Annotated in this window: 18 protein-coding genes; 12 read left to right on the top strand and 6 right to left on the bottom strand. The window is 70.3% G+C overall.

Annotation, left to right across the window (positions count from 1 at the left end):
• Positions 1-68: 68 nt before the first annotated feature.
• Positions 69-236 (bottom strand): hypothetical protein, encoded by a 168-nt coding sequence (locus P6F26_RS17685; protein ID WP_278030033.1) that lies wholly within the window; start codon positions 234-236, stop codon positions 69-71.
• Positions 237-334: 98 nt separating this feature from the next.
• Between P6F26_RS17685 and P6F26_RS17680 the strand changes: the two genes are divergently transcribed.
• On the top strand, positions 335-1,231 hold the full coding sequence (locus tag P6F26_RS17680) for a LysR substrate-binding domain-containing protein (RefSeq protein ID WP_278030032.1): 897 nt from the start codon (positions 335-337) through the stop codon (positions 1,229-1,231).
• A 9-nt stretch (positions 1,232-1,240) separates the two neighbouring features.
• Here the strand turns inward: P6F26_RS17680 and P6F26_RS17675 are convergent, their stop codons facing one another.
• The 3 genes from P6F26_RS17675 to P6F26_RS17665 all read right to left on the bottom strand — a co-directional run bounded on the left by P6F26_RS17675 (position 1,241) and on the right by P6F26_RS17665 (position 3,119).
• Positions 1,241-1,735 (bottom strand): hypothetical protein, encoded by a 495-nt coding sequence (locus tag P6F26_RS17675; protein WP_278030031.1) that lies wholly within the window; start codon positions 1,733-1,735, stop codon positions 1,241-1,243.
• Positions 1,736-1,793: 58 nt separating this feature from the next.
• Complete coding sequence (locus tag P6F26_RS17670) at positions 1,794-2,351, bottom strand: ActR/PrrA/RegA family redox response regulator transcription factor (RefSeq protein WP_278030030.1); 558 nt, start codon at positions 2,349-2,351, stop codon at positions 1,794-1,796.
• A gap of 129 nt (positions 2,352-2,480) precedes the next feature.
• Complete coding sequence (locus P6F26_RS17665; protein WP_278030029.1) at positions 2,481-3,119, bottom strand: SCO family protein; 639 nt, start codon at positions 3,117-3,119, stop codon at positions 2,481-2,483.
• Between the two features lie 93 nt (positions 3,120-3,212).
• On the opposite strand from P6F26_RS17665, the gene regB reads away from it, so the two are divergent.
• From regB to P6F26_RS17615, 10 genes are all read left to right on the top strand, one after another.
• Positions 3,213-4,616: a sensor histidine kinase RegB gene (gene regB / locus P6F26_RS17660; RefSeq protein WP_278030028.1), complete on the top strand. Its 1,404-nt coding sequence runs from the start codon at positions 3,213-3,215 to the stop codon at positions 4,614-4,616.
• A 101-nt stretch (positions 4,617-4,717) separates the two neighbouring features.
• Positions 4,718-6,409, top strand: coding sequence for a PAS-domain containing protein (locus P6F26_RS17655; RefSeq protein ID WP_278030027.1), 1,692 nt, complete (start codon positions 4,718-4,720; stop codon positions 6,407-6,409).
• 39 nt (positions 6,410-6,448) lie between these two features.
• Complete coding sequence (gene tsaE, locus P6F26_RS17650) at positions 6,449-7,009, top strand: tRNA (adenosine(37)-N6)-threonylcarbamoyltransferase complex ATPase subunit type 1 TsaE (protein WP_278030026.1); 561 nt, start codon at positions 6,449-6,451, stop codon at positions 7,007-7,009.
• Positions 7,006-7,983, top strand: a complete 978-nt coding sequence (locus tag P6F26_RS17645; RefSeq protein ID WP_278030025.1) for an aminoglycoside phosphotransferase family protein — start codon at positions 7,006-7,008, stop codon at positions 7,981-7,983. Before tsaE ends, P6F26_RS17645 begins: the two co-directional genes overlap by 4 nt.
• Positions 7,980-8,681: a nucleotidyltransferase family protein gene (locus P6F26_RS17640; protein WP_278030024.1), complete on the top strand. Its 702-nt coding sequence runs from the start codon at positions 7,980-7,982 to the stop codon at positions 8,679-8,681. Before P6F26_RS17645 ends, P6F26_RS17640 begins: the two co-directional genes overlap by 4 nt.
• Positions 8,665-11,640, top strand: coding sequence for a double-strand break repair protein AddB (gene addB, locus P6F26_RS17635; protein ID WP_278030023.1), 2,976 nt, complete (start codon positions 8,665-8,667; stop codon positions 11,638-11,640). The genes P6F26_RS17640 and addB overlap by 17 nt, the downstream gene beginning before the upstream one ends.
• Positions 11,637-15,068 carry a double-strand break repair helicase AddA gene (gene addA, locus P6F26_RS17630; RefSeq protein ID WP_278030022.1) on the top strand — a complete coding sequence of 1,144 codons (3,432 nt, stop codon included), beginning with the start codon at positions 11,637-11,639 and terminating at the stop codon, positions 15,066-15,068. The genes addB and addA overlap by 4 nt, the downstream gene beginning before the upstream one ends.
• Before the next feature lie 62 nt (positions 15,069-15,130).
• On the top strand, positions 15,131-15,451 hold the full coding sequence (gene trxA / locus P6F26_RS17625) for a thioredoxin (RefSeq protein WP_278030021.1): 321 nt from the start codon (positions 15,131-15,133) through the stop codon (positions 15,449-15,451).
• Positions 15,452-15,590: 139 nt separating this feature from the next.
• Positions 15,591-16,502: an MBL fold metallo-hydrolase gene (locus P6F26_RS17620; RefSeq protein WP_278030020.1), complete on the top strand. Its 912-nt coding sequence runs from the start codon at positions 15,591-15,593 to the stop codon at positions 16,500-16,502.
• Between the two features lie 12 nt (positions 16,503-16,514).
• Positions 16,515-16,895, top strand: a complete 381-nt coding sequence (locus P6F26_RS17615; protein WP_278030019.1) for a rhodanese-like domain-containing protein — start codon at positions 16,515-16,517, stop codon at positions 16,893-16,895.
• Between the two features lie 117 nt (positions 16,896-17,012).
• Here the strand turns inward: P6F26_RS17615 and P6F26_RS17610 are convergent, their stop codons facing one another.
• Entirely contained in the window at positions 17,013-18,326 is a 1,314-nt protein-coding gene (locus P6F26_RS17610) for an ammonium transporter (RefSeq protein ID WP_278030018.1), read from the bottom strand.
• Positions 18,327-18,360: 34 nt separating this feature from the next.
• Positions 18,361-18,699 (bottom strand): P-II family nitrogen regulator, encoded by a 339-nt coding sequence (locus P6F26_RS17605; RefSeq protein WP_278030017.1) that lies wholly within the window; start codon positions 18,697-18,699, stop codon positions 18,361-18,363.
• A 304-nt stretch (positions 18,700-19,003) separates the two neighbouring features.
• On the opposite strand from P6F26_RS17605, the gene P6F26_RS17600 reads away from it, so the two are divergent.
• Positions 19,004-21,217, top strand: a complete 2,214-nt coding sequence (locus P6F26_RS17600; protein ID WP_278030016.1) for a transglycosylase domain-containing protein — start codon at positions 19,004-19,006, stop codon at positions 21,215-21,217.
• The last annotated feature ends 42 nt before the right edge of the window (positions 21,218-21,259 follow it).

The raw sequence follows: 21,259 nt of genomic DNA, 5'->3' as shown, positions 1-21,259 counted from the left end.
CGGGTCCGGCCTGTGCGCGGCGTCGGCCGGACCGGGCTGCACGCCGGTCCGGCCGATCCTAGCCAGTCTTACAGGCGGTCGGCGTCGCCGAAGATCCGGCCGGCGTCGGCGCGGTCGCGCCCGGCGTCGTCGCGGCCGCGGCGCTCGGCCGGGGCGGTGTCGCGGCGCGGTGCGGGGGCGGGCATGCCCTCCTGGCGTGCGGCGACGTTCATCATGTTTGCGAAGATGTGCATCATCGGAGGGCTCCTCTGGCTGGCGTGATGGCGTCCTGCTAGCCGTCTTGTGCCGTGTCCGCTAGTCAGCAATAAACTCCATATGTAAGAAGGGCTAACATATGGACTGGCGCGACATCCCCTCACTCTCTGCGTTGCGCGCCTTCGAGGCCGCGGCCCGTCTCGGGTCCTATTCCGAGGCGTCCCGAGAACTGAACGTGACCCATGCCGCGGTGGCGCAGCACGTCCGCGCGCTCGAGGCGCATTTCGGCCAGCCCCTCTTGCGCCGCTCCGGGCGCGGCATGGCGCCGACGGAGGCCGGTCAGCGTCTCGCCGCCGATCTCACGGCGGGGTTCGGGGAGATCGCGGCGGGCGTGCGGGCGCTGGTGCAGGGGCGCGCGGACCGTCCCGTCTCGCTGACCACGACGCCCAGTTTCGCCGAGACGTGGCTGATGCCGCGGCTGGCTCAGTTCTGGGCGGTTCATCCCGAAGTGCCGCTCAGCATTTCGACCGGGCCGCGCGTCGCAGACCTGCGCCGCGACGGCTTCGACCTCGCCATCCGCTACGGACGCGGCGAATGGCCCGGCTGCGAGGCGGAGCCCCTGACGGACGCCAACATCGTCGCCGTGGCCTCGCCCGCGCTGGCCGCTACGCTGCCCGGCCCCGCACCGCCGCCAGAAGCGCCGGACGCGCTGGCGCGCCTCGCGAAGCTTCGCTGGCTGTTCGATCCGCAGGATGCGGAATTCTTCATCTGGCTGCGCGCGGGGGGGCTGGACCCAGATACGCTGGCCTCCAGCCGTTTCGATGCCAACCCCGTCGTGCTTGCGGCCTGTCGGGCGGGCGCGGGCGTCTCGGTGCAGCCGCGCGCCGTCGCCGAGCCTGATCTCGCCGAGGGACGCCTCATCGTGCTGGCCGAACAGGCGGACAGCCCGCTGGCCTACCACCTTCTGCACCTGCCCGGTCCCCTGCCGCCCCGGGTGGCGACCTTCGTGACGTGGCTCAGGCGCAATCTTGGCTGAGGCTCGAGCCTAGCGGAAGAAGCAGGTGGCGCCGGACCACATGATCTGGACCTCGGTCTCGGTGGGGTCCAGAAGGCCGCTGACCGGGCCGATGTTGAACTCGTTGCCAAGCGACGTGACCTGGAAGCTGACGGTTGGCATCTCCACCCTTTGCTGGCCGGGCGCGAAGCCGCCCGCCACGGGGATCGAGGGGTCCGACGTCACCCAACCGCGAAAATCCCGGTCCACGAAGTTCAGCGACAGGCCGCCGTCCCAGCGGGCGATGGTCATCGGCCCCGCGCCGCATTCCCCGATCGTGGTGATCTCGACCGGTTGGCTGCCCAGAAGGCGCGAGACCGTGTCGATCACGCCCACCTGCGCCCGGCCGAAATCGATGCTCAGCCGAGAGATCGTCGGGTCGATGCCCTCGCCCGTCAGCGTGAAGGGCGGCAGATCGGGCTCGTCCTGCGTCGTGACGCAGCCGGCCAGCAGCAGGGCGCTTGTCAGGAATGCGGCGAGACGCATGGCGGTCTGTCCTCCGGGTGGCGGAAGGCGCGCGGTGGCGCGTCCGCCCGCTTCGGGCTCAGCGCGGGCTGCGCTTGGCGAGGATGCGCTGAAGCGTCCTGCGGTGCATGTTGAGGCGCCGCGCGGTCTCGGACACGTTGCGGTCGCACAGCTCGTAGACCCGCTGGATATGCTCCCAGCGGACGCGGTCCGCGGACATCGGGTTTTCCGGCGGCGGCGGCATCTCCTCGGCGTCTGCAAGCAGCGCCGCGGTGATGTCGTTGGCATCGGCGGGCTTGGACAGGTAGTCGGTGGCGCCGATCTTCACGGCCGCGACGGCCGTGGCGATCGCACCGTAGCCCGTCAGGACCACGATGCGGCTGTCGGGCCGCTTCTCGCGCAGGGTCTCGACGACGTCGAGGCCGTTGCCGTCCTCCAGCCGCAGGTCCACGACCGCGTAGGCCGGCGGGCGCGCAGTGGCGATCGCCTTGCCTGCCGTCACCGAGCTTGCGGCCTCGACCTCGAAGCCGCGCTTTTCCATCGCGCGCTCGAGGCGGCGCAGGAAGGGTTCGTCGTCGTCCACCAGCAACAGCGACTTGTCCGGCCCGATATCCCTCAAGGTTCGTTCCTCGTCCACGGAGAGGCTCCTTCGTTCGTTCGATGCACATCTATAGAGCAGTCGAGCCCGCGGTCAATTTGTCGCGTCATGGTTGTGCTGGGCGACGGCACGCCTCCGAAGCCCCCGCGAAGCGGCCTCGTGGCCCCGTCAGGACCCCGATGCGGCCTCGACGTAGCATGCCGTCGTCTCGGCCATCCGGGCCGGTGTCACGTCGCGGTTGAAGTATTCGACGAACCCGTGCTCCGGCAGGACGAGGTAGGAGAACGCCGAGTGATCGACGAGGTAGTAGGGATCGTCGCCCTCGCGGTTGAGCCGGTAGTAGACGCGGTAGGCGCGCGCCGCCGCATCGGTCTGTTCGGGGGTGCCCGTGAGGCCCAGCATCCGCGGATGGATGTTCGCCGTGAAGTCGTCCATCACCTCGGGAGTGTCCCGCTCGGGATCAACGGTGATCATCACCGGCTGGACCATGATGCCCCGCTCTTCCAGCATCGCCGCCGCCTCGGCGTTGCGCACCGTGTCGAGGGGGCAGACGTCGGGGCAGAAAGTATAGCCGAAATAGATCAGCGTCGGTTGCGTGATCACGTCGGCGTCCGTCACCGTCTCGCCGGTTTCGGACACGAGGGTGAACGGACCGCCAATGCTGCCGCCGCCGCCCGCCACGGCGCTTTCGCGGCATTGCGCGAAGATGTCGCCCTCAGCCGCACGGCCGAACCAGAGGGCAAGCCCGACGCCGGCCGCCAGCACGGCGATCAGGGCGACGGATGCGATGGCATAGAGGCGTGTCACGGTGAGGCTCCTCGTGCGGGGATGGCGACGTTGATTACCTAGCCGCTGAGACCTATCAATTCACGATGCCGCAACTGCGACGGAACGCCCCTCATGGCTGGCCCCACCGACCCCGCACTCGAACTCGTCCGGCAGGACACCCGCAGCGACTGGGTCCGCCTGCGGACCCTTCTGGTGCTGCGCTGGCTGGCCATCCTCGGCCAGACGGTGACCGTCGTTACGGCAAGCTTCTATCTCGGCCTTCGGATCGAGCTTGGCCTGTGCTTCCTCGCCATCGGGGCGAGCGTGATCTCGAACCTGATCGCGATGTCGATCTTTCCCGAGAACCAGCGCCTCAGCGACCGGGACGCGATGCTGACGCTGCTGTTCGACCTCGCGCAGCTATCGTTCCTGCTGTTCCTGACGGGCGGGCTGAACAATCCCTTCGCCCTGCTGATCCTCGCGCCGGTGACGATTTCGGCGACGGCCTTGACCATGCGATCGACCACGATCCTGGGCGCGCTCGCGATCGTCCTGATCTCGCTTCTGGCTTATTTCCACGTTCCGCTGACCCTGACCACCGGCGAGGTCCTGCGGTTGCCCGACCTGTTCATCCTTGGCTTCTGGATCTCGATCACGATCGGCATCATCTTCCTGTCGGCCTACGCGCGGCGGATCACGCAGGAAAGCCACTCGATGAGCCAGGCGCTTCTGGCGACGCAGATGGCCCTTGCGCGCGAGCAGAAGCTGACCGACCTCGGCGGCGTGGTCGCCGCCGCCGCGCACGAGCTCGGGACGCCGCTCGCGACGATCAAGCTGGTGTCGACCGAGCTTGCGGAAGAGCTGGAGGGGCACCCCGAGCTGATGGACGACGCGAAGCTCATCAGCCAGCAGGCCGACCGGTGCCGCGACATCCTGCGCTCCATGGGGCGCGCCGGGAAGGACGACCTTCACATGCGCTCGGCCCCGCTGGGCGCCGTGGTGCGCGAGGCGGCCGAGCCCCACGCGGCGCGTGGCATCGACATCGACATGGACTTCTCCGCGTGCGAGGGCGCGCCCGAGGGGCAGCCCATCGTCTGGCGCAAGCCCGAGATCATCCACGGCATTCGGAACCTCGTGCAGAACGCGGTGGATTTCGCCGAAACGCGGGTATGGGTCGAAGGGACCTGGGGCGACGGCGTGATCCGGGTGACGATCACGGACGACGGGTCCGGTTTCCCCCAGGACCTGCTGGGACGCCTGGGCGATCCGTTCCTTCGCCGCCGCGCGCGCGGCCCGGACCGCGCGCGGCCGGGCTACGAGGGAATGGGCCTCGGGCTGTTCATCGCGAAGACGCTGCTGGAACGCTCGGGCGCAACGCTTTCGTTCCTGAACGCAAGCGACCCCTTCCTCGTGCGCGAGGACGTGACAGGCAAAAGCGGGGCGCGCGTCGAGGTGACGTGGCCGCACCATGCGATCGGGCTTCTGGAGGACGAGGCGAACGCGCCCCTCGGTGAGAACCAGCCCATCGCCGTCTGAGCGCGGCCCGGCGCCGGTGATTTTCATTAACGCTCCGTTAACGTTTCGGGCTGCATCGTCCCGAAGCAAGCGGGGGAATGGAAGCGCCGGGGAAGTCTGCGATGATCCTTACCGGAGGGTTGGTCTACCTCCTCTTTGCGGCGATCAGCCTGTTGTCGGCCGCGGCAGCCGTGGTTCTGACGGGCTATCTCCAGCGTGTCGTGGCGCGCCGACACGAGGTCTCGGGCGACGGGGGATCCGCGGCCGCGTTCTCGGACCGCTCCGCACTTCTTGCGACCAGCCGCTACGAATTCCGCGACGGGACGCTCGTGTCGGCCATCGGCGGGGACGACCCGTTCCTCGATCCCGGCGTGGATCCATCCCGCGCCTTCGCCGCGCTGGGCGAGGCGGTCGGTGCGCTCCACCCCGATATCGCCGACCGCATGTCGGCCCTCGCCCGCCGCGGCGAGCCGTTCTTTCTGATCGGATATCTCGGCCCCGACGCGCTTTCGGTGGTGGGGCGCGTGATGCACGACCGTCTGGTGGTGACGGTGATGCCGGTCGAGGACGTGGGCGACAGGCGCGCGGTGGACGTGCAGTCCCTCGGCGCCGTCGAGCGGGAGGCGGAGGAACTTCGCCACGCGCTGGACCTGTCCGCCGCCATGCAGTGGAAGGAGGCGCGCGACGGCCGCGTGGTCTGGGCGAACCTGCCCTACCTCGAACTGGCGGAGCACGTCGCCGGCGGCGAGACCGGCCGCATCGGGTGGCCGCTGCCCCGCCTGTTCGGCGAGCAGCTGGACCCCCATCCGCCCGAGGGAAGCCTGCGCCGCTGCCGGGTCGAGGTCCCCGGGCGCGAGGATCCGTTCTGGTTCGAGGTCGCCGCGATGAAGCGTCCGGCGGGGATCGTTCTCTACAGCGCGCGCCGCATCGACCGCCTGGTTGCGGCCGAGGCGACGCTGCGCGACTTCGTTCAGACCCTGTCCAAGACCTTCGCCAACCTGCCCATCGGCCTTGCGGTCTTCGACGCCAAGCGCGAGCTGGTCCTGTTCAATCCCGCCCTCGTCACGATCTCCACGCTTGAGCCGGGCGACCTGTCGCGGCGTCCGACGCTGCGGGCGTTTCTCGATCAGCTGCGCGAGCGGCGCAGGATGCCCGAACCGCGCGACTACCGCACCTGGCGCGAGGAGATCGAACATCTCGAACAGCGCGCCGAGGAGGGAACCTATCACGAGCTCTGGACGCTGCCCTCGGGGGTCAGCCTCCGCGTGACCGGGCGGCCGCATCCGGGCGGGGCGATCGCGTTCATGTTCGAGGACATCAGCAAGGAGATCTCGCTGACGCGCCGGTTCCGATCGGACCTCGACCTCTATCGATGCGTGCTCGACGATACGGCCGCCGCCTTCGCCGTCTTCGACCGCGACGGGCAGGCCGTGACGACGAATGCGGCCTACGACGCGCTCTGGGGGCCGGACGACGGCGATGGCGCGCGCGCCGAACCCCTGCTCGAGGTCAGCCGGCGCTGGCGGGCCGCCTTCGCGCCCACGGGCCTCTGGGGCGAGATCAGGGATTTCGCGGCGCATGCGACGGACCGCGCGGCCTGGGCGGAAACCGTGACGCGCCTGGGCGGGCAGCGGGTGCTGTGCCGCGTCGCGCCGCTGAAGGGCGGGCACACCATCGTCTGGTTCCTGTCCGCCGACGCCGCCTTCGACGATCCGACGACGGGCTGGCTTCCGGTGGACGGGCCGACCCGTTCCGAGCTTGCATCGGGCGGGGTCGCCACACCGGTCGTGCGGCAGGGCGAGGGCGCGGCCTGAGCGGTTGCAGAGGCGGCCGCCTTGTCTAGAGTTGCGCGGATGAGCTCCACGCATTTCCCTCGGACCGATCCGGTCGATGGCTGGCACGCGCCGCGCGGCTGGACGGCCCTCGGCACCGTGCACGTGACCGAAGCTGCAGGCTCGGACGCCCTTGCTGCGCGCCTTGCCGACGCCACGCGATGCGGCGACACGATCCTGCTGTCCGGTGAGCTCGGCGCTGGAAAGACGCATCTGGCGCGGGCCTTCATCCGTCACGCCCTCGGGCCCGGCGGCGCCACGGCCGAGGTTCCTTCGCCGTCCTTCACGCTGGTCCAGACCTACGAGACCGACGCGGGCGAGATCTGGCATGCCGACCTCTACCGCCTCGGCGGACCCGACGAGATCGTGGAACTGGGCCTCGACGTCGCGATGGACGAGGCGCGTTGCCTTGTCGAGTGGCCTGAACGCATGGCTCCCGACTGGCCCGACGACGCAGTGCTCGTCCGGATCGAACCGGATCTGGACGGTCCTGCCGAAAGCAGGCTCTTCACGTTCTGGTCGCGGCCCGACGCACCGCTCGCGGCGCGGCTTGCGCCAATCTGGTCTGAGGTCACGCCGTGACCGCCGCCGCCGGGATGCTCGCCCAGGCGGGGTGGCACGGCAGCCGCGAAGAGCCCGTTGCCGCGGACGCCTCCGACCGGAGCTACGTGCGCCTTGTGCGGGCCGATGGGAAAAGCGCCGTCCTGATGCGAGCGCCCGTCGCCGCATCGGTTGAGGCGCGCAAGCAATACGATGCCTTCCGCCGGATCGCGGCGTGGCTGCGGGGCGCGGGCCTCGGCGCGCCGGCCGAGATCGCCGCCGACCCCGAGGCCGGGCTCCTGCTGCTGGAGGACCTCGGGCGCATCCCGCTTTCGCGTCTTCTGGAGGACGACAGCCCCGAGGCCCTGCCGGCCTACCGCGCCGCCGTCGCCGCGCTCGCGCGGGTTGCGGCGGCCGAGGCGCCGTGCGGCCTCGACCGGCCGTCGCCCGAGGGGATGTCCGCCATGACCGGGATCACCTTCGACCAGCTCGGCGGCGCCGGGACGTTGCAGGCCACCCTGCGCGACAGGCTGGCCGAACGCCTCGCGGCCGTCTGCGACGCGCGCCCGGCCGTGGCCCTGCGCGACGTGCACGGCGACAACCTGATGTGGCGACCCGAGCGGGAGGGCGTCGCGCGCATCGGGCTTCTGGACTTCCAGGACGCGCTGATCCTGCCGGACGGCTACGACCTCGCCTCGCTCGTGGACGACCCGAGGCGCGTGGTGCCCGCGTCGTGGCGCAAGGACCTGATCGCGGACTATGCCGGGGCCCGCGGCCTGCCGGAGGCCGAGCTTTCGCTGCGCGTGGACCTCCTGTCGCTCCAGCGCAACATCCGCATCCTCGGGATTTTCCGCCGTCTCGCGCACGGGATGGGGCGTCCCGCCTACGCGCGCTACCTGCCGCGCACGCGCGCGCTTCTTCTGCGCGCGGCGGCGAACCCCGGCCTTGCGGACCTTGGCCCCCTTGTCGGGGACCTCGTCGATCGCACCGCGCCCTGGCAAGAGGTCGCCGCGTGAGCCATCCCTGCCTCATCCTCGCCGCGGGATTCGGGACGCGCATGGCCGCCCTGACCCGCGACCGGCCCAAGGTCCTGATCGAGGTGGCGGGCCGGCCCCTCCTGGCCCACGCGCTCGAGGCCGCGCGGGCGGTCGGCGCCGCGCCCATCGCCGTCAACGGGCATTACATGGCCGCCGCGATCGAGGGCTGGTTGCGGTCGAACGCTCCCGACGTTGTTTTCCTGCATGAAAGCCCCACGATTCTGGACAGCGGCGGGGCCGTGAAGAACGCGATCGGCGCACTTGGCGGCGGGCCGATCTTCACGCTGAACGCCGACGCGGTCTGGGAGGGGGCCTCGCCCCTTGCCGCGCTTGCCGCTGCGTGGGATCCCGCGCGCATGGACGCGCTGCTTGCGCTGGTGCCGCGCGCGCGGGCGGTCGGCCGGCAGGGCGGCGGCGATTTCGCGATGGATGGCGCGGGACGCCTTGCGTGGGACCGTGGCCCCGGAAGCCCCGTCTATGTAGGCGCCCAGCTGATCGACACCGGCAGGATCGCGGCGCGAAAAGGCGCCGTGTTCTCGCTGCGCGAGACATGGGACGCGATGCGGGCGGAGGGCCGGCTCCACGGAGTGATGCATGACCGCAGATGGGCCGATGTCGGCCATCCCGGGGGCATCGCCGCGGCGGAGGAGATGCTTGGCCATGACGCGGATCTTTGAGACGTCGGACGCGCCGCGGGTCTTCGCCACCGCGCTTGGCGTGGACTTCTGCGAGGCGCTGGTCGCCGGGCTGGACGCCCGCCTCGCCGGGCAGCCGCCCGAGGCCATCGCGCGCGTCGAGATCCACGTCGCCAACGCCCGGATGCAGCGCAGGCTTCAGGCGCTCTACCTCGCGCGGGCGCCGGGTTTCCTGCCGCGCATCCGTCCCGTCGCCGCGCTGTCGGAGGCCGCCGATCTCGCCGGTCTTCCGCCGGCCATGCCGGGCCTTCGCATCCGCCTGAAGCTTGCCGACCTGGTCCGCCGGCTGATCGATGCCGATCCCGCTATCGCGCCGCGCTCCGCCATCTACCCGCTTGCCGACAGCCTGGCCGACCTGATGGGCGAGATGTTCGAGGAGCGCGTCACCCCCGAGACGATCGCGGGCCTCGACATGGGCGCGCAGTCGGGCTACTGGGCGCGGTCGCAGGCGGTGCTCGGCGTGGTCGAGGAGTTCTTCGGCGAAGACGCCGCCCTGACCCCCGAGGCGCGGCAGACGCAGCTTGTCGACCGCCTCGTGCGGCAATGGGAGGCCGCGCCGCCCGCCCATCCCGTCCTCGTGGCGGGGTCCACCGGGTCGCGCGGGGCGACGGCGCGGCTGATGCAGGCGGTGGCCCGCCTGCCGCAGGGGGCGGTGCTGCTTCCGGGTCTCGACCGGGACATGCCCGCCGACATCTGGCGGCGGCTGATCGAGGGGCGGCGGACGCAGGGCCTCGGCGGCGAGGACCATCCGCAATATCGCCTCGCCCGGGTCGCCGAGGCGGCGGGGCTGACGCCCGCCGACATCGCCGAATGGATGCCGTCGATGAAGCCCGCAAGCGTTCACCGCAACCGCCTGATCTCGCTCGCGCTGCGTCCCGCGCCTGTCACGGACCAGTGGCGCGAGGAGGGTCCCGGGCTGGAGGGGCTGGAGGACGCCTTGCGCGACGTCACGCTCCTCGAGGCGCCGAGCCCGCAGACCGAGGCGACGGCGATCGCGCTGGGTCTGCGCGAGGCCGCCGAGCGCGGCGTCGCCGCCGCCCTCGTCAGTCCCGACCGCAACCTCGCGCGGCAGGTCGCCGCCGCGCTCGACCGCTGGAACATCGTGCCCGACGACAGTGGTGGCGAACCGCTGGGTCTGACCGCGTCTGGACGCTTTCTGCGGCTGGTGGCGCAGGCGATGACGGGTCCGCTCGACGCCGAGCGGCTGGTGGCGATCCTGTCGCATCCGCTGACCCACACCGGGGCCGACCGCGGCCCGCACCTGCGCCTCTCCCGTGAGTTCGAACTGCGGGCGCTGCGGGGGCGCGTGGCCTTCCCCGAGCCCGCGACCCTTCGCGCGTGGGCTGCGGCCCGCACGGATGCCGGCCCTGCGACCGAATGGGCCGACTGGGTCGCCGAGGTGCTGCTTGCCCCGCGCGAGACCGGCCCCATGCCCTTCGCCGAGCGCGTTGCGGCCCATGTCGCGATGGCCGAGGCGATCGCCGCCGGGCCGGGGCAGGGGGGCGCCGGCACCCTTTACGAAAGCGATGGCGGCGAGGCGGCGGCGGCCCTTGTCGCCGACCTTCAGGCCGAGGCCGCGCATGGCGGGCCGATGAACGCGCGCGACTACGCGGATTTCGTCACCGCGCTTGCGGCCGACCGCGAGGCGCGGTCCGTGCTTCGGCCCCATGCCCTCATCCAGATCTGGGGCACGCTGGAGGCTCGTGTGCAGGGGGCCGAGCTGCTGATCCTCGCGGGGTTGAACGACGGGGTCTGGCCGTCTGCGCCCAAGGCCGACCCGTGGCTGAACCGTGCCTTGCGCGATATGGCCGGCCTGCGCCTTCCCGACCGGGCGATCGGGCTGTCGGCGCACGACTTCCAGCAGGCGGCCGCCGCGCCGATGGTCTGGTTCTCGCGCGCGAAGCGCGACGCCGAGACGGACACCGTGCCCTCGCGCTGGCTGAACCGGATCACCAACCTGCTCGACGGGGCGAGCGACGCCTCGAAAGCTCACCTGAAGGAGATGCGCGATCGGGGCGACGTCTGGATCGCGCGGGCCGAGACGCTTCTGCGGCCGGTCGCGGCGGTCGATGCGGCCCCGCGCCCCGCGCCCGCCCCGCCCGCCGCCGCGCGGCCCGACCGGATCAACGTCACCGAGGTCGAGGACCTCGTGCGCGACCCCTACAAGGTGTATGCGCGGCGCGTCCTTGGGCTTTCGCCGCTCGATCCGTTGCGGGCGCAGCCGGACGCGGCGATGCGCGGGTCGTCCCTGCACGACATCCTCGACCGTTTCCTCGCCGCGTATCCCCGGCAGATGCCGGAGGACGCCGAGGCGCGGCTGATGGAGATTGCCGGTGACGTCCTCGACGGCGTTCCCTGGCCCGTCGCGCGCAGGCTCTGGCACGCGCGGCTGGCCCGCGTGGCGCCGTGGTTCATCCGCACCGAGGCCGAGCGCCGGGACTTCGCCCTGCCGTGGTTGCGGGAGGAGAAGAAGGCGTGGACCGTGACCGGCCTGCCGCGCCCCCTGACGCTCGTGGGAAAGGCCGACCGCATCGACCGCCTGCCCGACGGGCGCATCGCGATCTACGACTACAAGTCGGGCAAGCCGCCCACCGAGAAGGAGGAACGCAGTTTCTCAAAGCAGCTTTGGCTCGAGGCCGCGATGGCGGCCGGCGGCGCCTTCGGAGAGGGCGGCCCGCTCGAGACCGCGCGCATCGCCTACATCGGTCTTGGCGCCAGCCCCGAAACCGTGGAGCGTGACCCCACGCCCGAGGACGTGGCGGGTGTCGCCGCCGAGTTCCGGCGCCTGATGTCGCATTATCTCGCCCCCGGCACGGGCTTTCCCTCGCGGCGCGCCGTCCGGAACGTGATCTGGCGCGGCGACTACGACCAGCTCGCCCGCTACGGCGAGTGGGACGAGACGGTGCCGGCAAGCCGGATTCCGGTGGGAGAGGACACATGAACGAGGCAAGCCGCGCCCAGGTCGCCGCCGCCGCCCCCGACGTTTCGACATGGCTTTCGGCCAATGCGGGCAGCGGCAAGACCCGTGTCCTGACGGATCGCGCCGCGCGACTTCTTCTACAGGAAGTTCCGCCGGAACGCATCTTGTGTCTGACCTACACCAAGGCCGCGGCGATGGAGATGCAGAACCGGCTGTTCGCGCGGCTGGGCGAATGGGCGATGAAGCCCGAGGCCGAGTTGCGCGGAACGCTTCTTGAGGTCGGCGTGGACGCAGGCAGCCTGACCCCCGACCTGCTGTCGCGGGCCCGGACCCTGTTCGCGCGCGCCATCGAGACGCCGGGCGGGCTGAAGATCCAGACGATCCACTCGTTCTGCGCCTCGGTGCTGCGCCGCTTTCCGCTCGAGGCCGGCGTGAGCCCCGGCTTCACCGAGATCGACGAGCGCGTGCAGGGCAGGCTGATCTCCGACCTTCTGGACGAGATGGCGTCCGACCCCGCGCGCAGTCATGCGATCGAGGCGGTCGTGCCGTATCTGGGCGACGAGGACGGCATCCTTTCGCTGGCGCGGGCGGTGGCGGGCAAGGCCGAGGCGCTGGAGACCCCGCTCGACTGGGCCGGGGTCTGCGACGCCGTCGGGATCGACCCGGGCCTGACCGAGGATCGCGTGCTGGCCGCGGCGCTCGCCGGCGACGAGCGCGACGTCTGCGATGCGATCTGGCCGAAGCTCGACCCCGGCAACAAGCAGCAGGCGAAGCTCCACCGCGTGCTTTGCGGGATGCCTTGGGAGGCGATGACGCTGGATGCGCTTCGGGACCTCGAGGAGGTTTGCCTGAGCGGCGAGAAGGCCGCCGAACCCTTCGCGGCCAAGGGCACGAAGATCGCGAATGCGGCGGTTCGCGACCAGATCGGCCCCGATGTCATGGAGGCCTTCGCCGCCCTGACCGAGCGCGTGGAGGCCGCCCGCCCGCTACGCATCGGTCTGATGACCGCGCGTAAGACGCACGCGCTCCATGCCTTCGCGGGCGCGTTCCTGCCCGCCTATGCCGAAGCGAAGATGGCGCGCGGCTGGCTCGATTTCGACGATCTCATCCTGCGGATGCGCAAGCTGCTGACCGCGCCGGGCATCGCGCAATGGGTGCTGTTCCGCCTCGATGGCGGGATCGACCACATCCTCGTGGACGAGGCGCAGGACACCGGTCCCGAGCAGTGGGACATCGTGAAGCGCCTGGCCGAGGATTTCGCCGCGGGCGAGGGCGCGCGGGCGGACGTGCGCCGAACGATCTTCGTGGTCGGCGACAAGAAGCAGTCGATCTATTCCTTCCAGGGCGCCGATCCCGAAGGCTTCGACCGGATGCGGGATCATTTCGACGAGCGCCTTCGGGGCATCGGGCAGCCGTTCCAGGATGCCGAGCTGCTCTGGTCCTTCCGTTCGGCGCGGCCGATCCTCGACCTCGTCGACACCGTCTGCGGCGGCGAGATGCCGACCTCGGTTGGAGGAACGCTCGAACACAAGGCGTTCTTCGGCGAGAAGCCGGGGCGCGTGGACCTGTGGCCGGTCGTGCCGAAACCCGAGAAGACGGACGACCTCGAATGGTACGACCCGCAGGATCTGGTCAGCGAGGACCACCATTACAGCGTGCTGGCCGCCGCGATCGCCGACCGGCTTCATGCGATGATCCACGAGGAACGTCCGGTGATCTCGGTGGGCAAGGAACGCCGCGCGGTGGAGGCCGGGGACATCCTGATCCTCGTGCGGCGCCGCTCGCCCCTGTTCCGCCAGATCATCGGGGCGCTGAAGCGGCGCGGCCTGCCGATCGCGGGCGTGGACCGGAGCGAACTGACCGCGCCGCTTTCCGTGCAGGACCTGCTTGCGCTTCTGCGGTTTCTCGCCACGCCCGAGGACGACCTGTCGCTGGCCTGCGTGCTGCGCTCGCCCATCGGGGGCTGGGACGAGAACGCCCTGTTCCGTCTCGCGCACGGGAGGCGCGGATACCTCTGGGAGGCGCTGCGCGATCGTGCCGCGGACCGCGACGACTGGGCCGCGACCCATGCCATGCTGTCGGACCTGCGCAACAAGGCCGACTACCTGCGGCCCTACGACCTGCTTGAGCGGGCGCTGGTGCGCCACGACGGGCGCAGGCGGCTTTCGGCGCGGTTGGGACCCGAAGCCGAGGACGGCATCGACGCGATGCTTGCCCAGGCGCTCGCCTACGAACGGATGGAGGTGCCAAGCCTCACGGGCTTCGTCGGTTGGCTCGAGGCGGGCGAGGTCACGGTGAAACGCGACCTCGCGCAGGCGCGCGGCCAGATCCGGGTGATGACGGTGCACGGCGCGAAAGGGCTGGAAGCGCCCGTGGTGATCCTGCCCGACAGCGGCGAGTGGCGCCGCCGCACCGGCGGCACGCGGCTGCTGCGGGAAGACGGCGGCCCCGTCTTCTGGGCCACCGCGAGGGCCGAGGCGGCCGATCCGGTGCGCGCCGCGCTGGAAGCCGCCGACGCCCGCGAGCAGGCCGAGCGAAACCGCCTGCTCTACGTGGCGCTGACGCGCGCGGAAAGCTGGCTGATCGTGGCGGCGGCCGGCAACATGCCCAGGGACCGCACCTCCACATGGTATGGCGCGGTCGAGGCGGGCTTGCAGGCCTTGGGCGCGGTGTCGCTGGCGGTGCCGCAGATCGAGGGGCCGGGTCTGCGGCTGCAGTCGGGCGAATTCCCGCACGACGATGCCGCGACGCCCCGTGCCGCCCCGGCCGCCCCCGCGCCGCTGCCCGCCTGGGCGCTCGTCCCCGCAGCGCCGAGACCGCGCGACAGGCAGCCGCTTTCCCCTTCAGGCCTCGGCGGCGAGAAGATCGTCCTGACCGATGCCGCCGCGACGCCGATGGCGCGGCCGGACGCCCTGCGCCGCGGGCGTCTCGTGCACCTTCTGCTGGAGCATCTGCCCGGTCTTCCGCCGCCATCGTGGCACGACGCCGTTCCGCGCATCGCCGCGCTGGAGGACCACGAGACGCCCGAGGCAGAGCTGGCCGACATCCGGGCCGAGGCCGAAGCGGTGCTGGCCGCCCCCCATCTCGCGCGCGTCTTCGCCCCCGACACGCTGGCCGAGGTCGAGCTTTGCGCCGTCAGCCCGACATTGAACGCGCCGGTGCTGGGCGCGATCGACCGTCTGATCGTGGAGGACGACCGCGTCCTCGCCGTCGACTTCAAGACCAACGCCGAGGTTCCGCCGACGCCCGACGCGACGCCGGAGGGCCTGTTGCGGCAGATGGGCGCTTATGCCGAGATGCTGGGCGCGATCTACCCCGGACGCCGGATCGAAACCGCGATCCTGTGGTCGCGGACGGCGGAGTTGATGCATCTGCCGACGGATCTCGTGGCGGCGGCGCTCGCGCGGGCGCGGGATTGCGTGGACACGGAACCGCGAGCGCCTTCTTGACGGGCCGGAGGGGCCTCCATACCTTGCGCGTCCAAGCAGCATTCCCCCGAGGAGGGCCACACATGGCTACCGTACCCGTCACCGACGCGACCTTCGATGCCGAAGTGCGCCAGTCCGACATTCCCGTCGTCGTCGACTTCTGGGCCGAGTGGTGCGGCCCCTGCAAGCAGATCGGGCCCGCGCTCGAGGAACTGTCCTCGGAATACGACGGGCGCGTGAAGATCGTGAAGGTGAACGTCGACGAGAACCCGAACTCGCCGATGCAGCTTGGCGTGCGCGGCATTCCCGCGCTGTTCATGTTCAAGGGCGGCGAAGTCGTGTCGAACAAGATCGGCGCGGCGCCCAAGGCCGCCCTGCAGAAATGGATCGACGAGGCCGTCTGAGCGCGGACGTCATCGCGACAAGGCCCGAGGGCGCCCCGTTCGGGCGCCCTTTTCATGTGCGCGCCCGCCCGGCCCGCGACGGAACCGTTCAGGCAAGGCCGGGGTTTGTCACCGCCAACTGTGAACGGAGCCGAATCTAATGCCGGAAGATACGCCCATCAGCCGAACCAGCCCGTCCGCCGGACCCGGATCGCCTGAAGTCACTGGCGTCTACGACGCGGCCTCGGGCTCCATCCAGTACATCGTCGCCTGTCCCGAGACGAAGCAGGCCGCCCTGATCGACGTCGTGCTCGACTTCGACCCCGAGGCGGCGCGCACGCGCACCGACAGCGCCGAGCATGTCCTGTCGCTTGCCCAAAAGGCTGGCTACGACATCGTGTGGGTGCTCGACACCCATCCCCATGCCGATCACGTCATGGCCTCGGCGTGGCTGAAGGTGATGACGGGCGCTCCGAACGCGATAGGCGAGAAGGTGCGCGACATCGCCGAGCTGTGGCGCGGGTTCTACCATCTGCCGGACGCCTTCGATCCCGACGCGGATTTCGACCGTCTTCTCGCCGCGGGCGACACGTTCAGGATCGGCACGCTCGACGTTCGCGTCATGCTTTCGCCGGGCCACACGCTCGGGTCGATCACCTATGTCGTCGGGCGGGACGCGGCCTTCGTGCACGACACGTTCATGCAGCCCGACGTCGGCACCTCACGTGCGGATTTCCCCGGGGGGACGGCCTCGGATCTCTACGACAGCCTCATGGCGCTGCTGGAGCTGCCGGACGAGACCCGGCTTTTCGTCGGCCACGACTACGGCACGCAGGACCGCCGGAGGCCGGCATGGGAGGCCACGGTGGCCGAGCAGCGGCGCGACAACACGCACATCGGCGGCGGGACGTCGAAGGCGGAGTTCACCAAGCTCCGCGACGCGCGCGACGCGACCCTGCCGCTGCCCGACAGGATGCTTCACGCGCTGCAGCTGAACCTGCGTGCCGGCCGCGCGCCCGCCCCCGAGGCAGACGGCCACAGCTACTTGAAAATCCCGCTCAACCGGTTCTGAGGAGGTTCGACGATGCGGACGCAGAAGATCGAGAACGGAACCCTGGAGGTGTGGACCCCGGACGAGGTGGCCAAGGCCATGTCCGAAGGTCGCGTCGTGCTGGTGGATGTGCGGACCCCGCAGGAATACGCCCACGAGCGCATCGCCGGTGCGATGCTCCTGCCGATGCAGGACTTCGACGCGGCCTTCCTGCCGGACGCGGGCAAGCCGCTGGTGCTGCACTGCGGGTCGGGCATCCGCTCGGCCAGGATGGCCGAGAGCATGCTGGCCGCCGGCCGTGAGAAGGTCGCGCACATGGAGGGCGGCATGAACGCATGGAAGCAGGCGGGACTGACCTACGTCGGCACCGATCCCGCCACCGGCGCACCGAAACGCATGACCAGCGGCAGCTGACGCGCGGAGGGCGCGCGCAAGAGCTGCCGCGCAACGAAAAAGGGGCGCCCGCACGGGGCGCCCCTTCGTCCGTTCCCATGGCCGGAGGGAGGACCGGCCGAGGTCGCGTCAGGCCGTTCAGCCCTTGGTGAAGTCGGGGTAGGCTTCCATGCCCAGCTCCGAGACGTCGAGGCCTGCAAGCTCGGCCTCCTCGGAGACCCGGATCCCCATGACCGCCTTCAGCACGAACCAGATGACGAGGCTCGCCACGAAGGTGAACACGCCGTAGGCCGCGATCCCCAGAAGCTGCGTGCCGAGGCTGGCGCTGCCGTAGAAGATCACCGCGATCGTGCCCCAGATGCCTGCGAACAGGTGCACTGGGATGGCGCCGACGACGTCGTCGATCTTGAACTTGTCCAGCATCGGGACCGTGAAGACCACGATCACGCCGCCGACGGCACCGATCCAGAGCGCGCCGAAGAGCGTGGGCGCCAGCGGCTCGGCCGTGATCGACACCAGGCCAGCGAGGGCGCCGTTCAGCACCATCGTCAGGTCAGCCTTGCCATAGAGGACCTGCGTCAGGATCAGCGCCGTGACCGAACCGGCCGCTGCGGCCATGTTGGTGTTGGCGAAGATCCGCGACACGTCCGACACGTCGCCCACGGTGCCCATCGCGAGCTGCGAGCCGCCGTTGAAGCCGAACCAGCCCAGCCACAGGATGAACGTGCCGAGCGTGGCGAGCGCGAGGTTCGAGCCCGGCATCGGGTTGACCTTGCCGTCCTTGTACTTGCCAAGGCGCGGGCCGAGGACGATGGCGCCGGCCAGAGCGGCCCAGCCACCCACCGAGTGCACGACGGTCGAGCCTGCGAAGTCCGAGAAGCCCGCTTCGGACAGCCAGCCGCCGCCCCACTGCCAGGAGCCCGAGATCGGGTAGAGAACGCCGGTCAGAAGCACGACGAAGATCAGGAACGGCCACAGCTTGATCCGCTCGGCCAGCGCGCCCGACACGATCGAGGCGGTGGCTGCGACGAACACCAGCTGGAAGAAGAAGTCCGACCCGATCGAGGCGTAGTCGAGCGCCGCATCGGCTGCCGCGACGCCCACGGGATCCAGCACGGTCGGCACGAAGAAGGTGCCCACGTAACCGTTGAAGTCACCCGGATACATCAGGTTGAAGCCGATCAGCCAGTACATGATCGCGGCCACGGAATAGAGCGCGATGTTCTTCGTCATCTGCATGGTGACGTTCTTGGACCGGACGAGCCCGCCCTCCAGCATGGCGAAGCCTGCCGCCATGAAGAAGACGAGGAAGCCCGCCATGCAGAACAGCAGGGTGGTCATGATGTAGGGGCCGATCTCGTCGAAGGACGGAGCGGCGTCCTGCGCGAGGGCCATGCCCGGCACCGCGACGAGCGCGACGGCGGCCAGGGGAAGATACTTGAGAGGTTTCATGAGACCAGGTTCTCCTTTGGGTTCCAGCCGCGGCTCAGAGCGCGTCTTCATTGGTTTCGCCGGTGCGCACGCGAACGGCGCTGCCCACGTCGAGGACGAAGATCTTTCCGTCGCCGATCTTGTCGGTCTTCGCGGTGGTCTGGATGGTCTCGACCACCTGGTCGGCCATCCCGTCGGCCACCACGATCTCGAGCTTCACCTTGGGCACGAAGTTCACGGCGTACTCCGCGCCGCGGTAAATCTCGGTGTGGCCGGACTGCGAGCCGAAGCCCTTGATCTCGGTCACCATCATGCCGCGCACGCCGATGGAGGTGAGCGCCTCGCGCACCTCCTCGAGCTTGAACGGCTTGATCGCTGCGATGATGAGTTTCACGTCTGTCACCCTTCCGGTTGATGGTGTCCCCACCCCACTCCGGCGGAAAAGGCAAAGGCCGGGGGGGAACGTCACGACGCTCAAGTCAGGGCGAGCAGGGGTGAAGGGCAACTTGGCGGAGCCCGACGACGCGGCCCTGAACGGAGAATTGCAAAAATTTTGCGCAATTATTCTTCTTTGATTATTTTTTGGGCAATCCGTGGACTGGCCTTTGCCGGATCGACACTCCACATCCGACTCGATTGCGCCTATCGTCAGCGCAAAAAGAGGCAGGCCGGCACGCGGCCGGGAAAAGGCGGAAGCGATGAGTGGTTCAGGTCAGGGGCGCAGGCCCCCGCCCAAGGGAAAGCGCACGCTGGTCGCGGACCGGCGCACGCCCCGTTCGCAGGCCAAGGCCGCATCGCGCGCGACGTCCGGCAAGGGCGGATCGGGCGCGGGAAGGACCCACCGCAGGCGGCGCGCGCCGCGCCGGCGGCCCGGCGGCCCCCTCGGCTGGATCACCGCCGTCCTGCGCCTGATCGGCCGGGTGATCTGGGCGGCGGCGTGGCGTGGCGCGGCGGTCGTCGTCCTGCTCCTGGCGCTCGCGACCGGATACTATTACGCCCAATTGCCCGACGTCTCTGCCGTGGTGGACGCCCGCAACCGTGGCTCGGTCACGATGCTCGACCGCGACGGCAACGTCTTCGCGTGGCGCGGCGATCAGTTCGGGGGCGTGATCGACCCCGAGACGGCGAGCGAGCACCTCGTCCATGCCGTCGTCGCAACCGAGGACCGGCGCTTCTACCGCCATTTCGGCGTCAGCCCGCGCGGCATCGCGGGCGCCATCCGCATCAACCTGCGCGAGGGCCGCGGCCCCCTCGAGGGACATGGCGGATCGACCATTACCCAGCAGGTCGCCAAGCTGATGTGCCTCGGCGTGCCCTACGATGCCGACGCCTGGGAGAACGAGGCCGCCTACGAGCAGGATTGCCGCCAGACGACGCTGTGGCGGAAGATCCAGGAGATGCCCTTCGCCTTCGCGATGGAACTGCGCTACTCGAAGGACGAGATCCTCTCCATCTACATGAACCGCGCGTTCCTCGGCGCCGGCGCACGAGGCTTCGAGGCCGCGGCGCAGCGCTATTTCGGCGTCTCGTCCGCGCAGGTCGATCCCGCAGAGGCCGCCATGCTCGCAGGCCTCCTCGTCGCGCCGTCCTACTACGCGCCCACCCGGAACCTCGAGCGCGCCCAGCGCCGCGCCGCGACCGTCCTGTCGCTGATGGAGGAGGAAGGCTACCTGACCTCGCAGGAGGCGGCGGCCGCGATGGCCAATCCCGCGACCCTGTCGGACGCCGCGCGCCAGAACATCGGCGGCGCCTTCGCCGACTGGATCATGTCGGAGGGCCCCGACTTCCTGACGCGCGACACGACGGAGGACGTCGTGATCCGCACCACCTTCGACCCGGCGATGCAGCGCGCTGCCGAGGCCGCGCTCGACGAGGTCTTCGAGAACCAGGTCCGCGACGGGTCAGAGGCCCAGGCCGCCATCGTGGTGATGAGCGCCGACGGCGCCGTTCGGGCGATGGTCGGTGGCCGCGACACCGAGGGCTCCGGCCTGTTCAACCGCGCCACGCAGGCGATGCGGCAGACCGGCTCGGCGTTCAAGCCGTTCGTCTACGCCACCGCGCTCGACCTCGGCTGGCGCTTCGACGACATGATCCTCGACGCACCGCTGACGATCGACGTGCCGGGGTCGGGGCCGTATTCGCCGACCAACTACACGAACGAGTATTACGGCGAGGTCTCGCTGACCGACGCGCTGAGAACGTCGCTCAACACGCCCGCCGTGCGGCTGTCCGAGGAGGTCGGCCGCGACCTCGTGCGGACGGTTGCCGCCGAGTTCGGGATCGAAAGCGACCTCGCCGCAGGCCCGGCCCTTGCTCTGGGCGCGTCGGAATCGACCCTGCTCGAGATGAGCGGCGCCTATGCGGGCATCCTCAACGGCGGCTCCGCCGTCGTTCCCTATGGCGTCGAGGAGCTTCGGATCGTGGGCGACGACCAGTCCATGTTCGAGCAGCGCTCGGGCGTGCAGGACCGCGTGATCTCGGAGAACGCGGCGCGGCAGCTGACCTACATGATGAGCCAGGTCGTTGCGGGCGGCACCGGCCGCCGCGCGGCGCTGCCCGGCCGCGAGGTGGCGGGAAAGACCGGGACCACGCAGGCCGCACGCGACGCCTGGTTCCTGGGCTTCACCGCCGATTACGTCGCGGGCGTCTGGATGGGATACGACGACAACACGCCCCTGTCCGGGGTGACGGGGGGCGGCCTGCCGGCCGACATCTGGCGGCTGACCATGGAGCGCATCCACAGCGACCTGCCGGCGCGGCCCCTGCCGATGATCGACCCCGCCCTAGAGGCGCGCCCGCCCTCGGTGGTGGAGTATCTGCCGGGAGGCGGCCGGCAGCAGCAGGGACGCGCGCCGGACCTCGCGGAGCGCATCCTCATGGAGGTCCTGGGCGGCATCCTCGGACGCAACTGAAGCAGGGGGACGGATCCTTCCTGCCTCGGCGCGCTGCGCGCG

This window comes from Roseicyclus salinarum, assembly GCF_029624655.1.
Classification (GTDB): Bacteria; Pseudomonadota; Alphaproteobacteria; order Rhodobacterales; family Rhodobacteraceae; genus Roseibacterium; species Roseibacterium salinarum.
The sequence above is the reverse complement of the archived record's forward strand: the minus strand, read 5'-3'. Positions and strand labels throughout refer to the sequence as shown.

Coding starts and splice junctions, on each gene's coding strand:
- addA (WP_278030022.1), top strand. CDS start 11,637: ATGAACGAGGCAAGCCGCGCCCAGGTCGCCGCCGCCGCCCCCGACGTT.
- P6F26_RS17610 (WP_278030018.1), bottom strand. CDS start 18,326: ATGAAACCTCTCAAGTATCTTCCCCTGGCCGCCGTCGCGCTCGTCGCG.
- regB (WP_278030028.1), top strand. CDS start 3,213: ATGGCTGGCCCCACCGACCCCGCACTCGAACTCGTCCGGCAGGACACC.
- P6F26_RS17615 (WP_278030019.1), top strand. CDS start 16,515: ATGCGGACGCAGAAGATCGAGAACGGAACCCTGGAGGTGTGGACCCCG.
- P6F26_RS17600 (WP_278030016.1), top strand. CDS start 19,004: ATGAGTGGTTCAGGTCAGGGGCGCAGGCCCCCGCCCAAGGGAAAGCGC.
- tsaE (WP_278030026.1), top strand. CDS start 6,449: ATGAGCTCCACGCATTTCCCTCGGACCGATCCGGTCGATGGCTGGCAC.
- P6F26_RS17680 (WP_278030032.1), top strand. CDS start 335: ATGGACTGGCGCGACATCCCCTCACTCTCTGCGTTGCGCGCCTTCGAG.
- addB (WP_278030023.1), top strand. CDS start 8,665: ATGACGCGGATCTTTGAGACGTCGGACGCGCCGCGGGTCTTCGCCACC.
- trxA (WP_278030021.1), top strand. CDS start 15,131: ATGGCTACCGTACCCGTCACCGACGCGACCTTCGATGCCGAAGTGCGC.
- P6F26_RS17685 (WP_278030033.1), bottom strand. CDS start 236: ATGATGCACATCTTCGCAAACATGATGAACGTCGCCGCACGCCAGGAG.
- P6F26_RS17655 (WP_278030027.1), top strand. CDS start 4,718: ATGATCCTTACCGGAGGGTTGGTCTACCTCCTCTTTGCGGCGATCAGC.
- P6F26_RS17675 (WP_278030031.1), bottom strand. CDS start 1,735: ATGCGTCTCGCCGCATTCCTGACAAGCGCCCTGCTGCTGGCCGGCTGC.
- P6F26_RS17620 (WP_278030020.1), top strand. CDS start 15,591: ATGCCGGAAGATACGCCCATCAGCCGAACCAGCCCGTCCGCCGGACCC.